At 51.9% G+C, this 676-nt stretch carries 1 other RNA gene; it reads left to right on the top strand.

From position 1 onward, the window contains the following. Positions 1-268: a transfer-messenger RNA gene (gene ssrA / locus HMPREF1627_RS10095) on the top strand; the annotation flags it as partial. Positions 269-676: the final 408 nt, after the last annotated feature.

Genomic DNA, 676 nt, shown 5'->3' with positions numbered 1-676 from the left:
CAGAACCGCACCGACTTTGCCCTCGCTGCCTAATCTAGCGAGCAAGTCCGTCAGCCCAAGCAATGCTCTGAGTTTGGTTCCTGGCGTCGTTTTATGAGCCACTGGGTTGCCATCGCGTTGGGAGGCGGTAACCGACACTTTCTCAACTGAGCCACCTAGTTGCAGGTTTGCATGTTGCTAGTGGCTGAGAAACTTATTGCAAACTGCGCCCGGAGAAGAAATTGGGGTGGGTCGTTGGACCCGGGTTCAATTCCCGGCATCTCCACTACTGGCCTCCCAGCACCTGCTGGGAGGCCTTATTTTGTGCGGCAAACGCTCTGTAAGGCTTGAGTTGGTGCGGATATTTACATCTTTCAAAACGATAACAAGCGCGTATCGTCCCCGATGAACATACACGTTCACCAACTACGCCACGCCCGAAGATCTTCGCGGATTCACTCAGCAGATATTCTTGGAAGACACCGCCCACGATTTATTAACCAAAGTGGGCCAAAGAACCTCTTCCGCTGGGTGGCCCGTGGATGAACAACTGATTCCACTCCAGCAATTGCTTAGTTCCAAGCACTTTTCTGGATAGATTAAGTTCATGGCAGACAAGAATTTAATGAATCGCGCCGCGCAGGAGTTCTTCGGCTATACGCTCACTCCAGAGGAAAACTGCAGATACTCGGACGCA

The sequence above is a fragment of the Actinomyces sp. S6-Spd3 genome (genome assembly GCF_000758755.1).
Classification (GTDB): Bacteria; Actinomycetota; Actinomycetes; order Actinomycetales; family Actinomycetaceae; genus Pauljensenia.
This window is presented reverse-complemented; position numbering and strand designations above follow the sequence as displayed.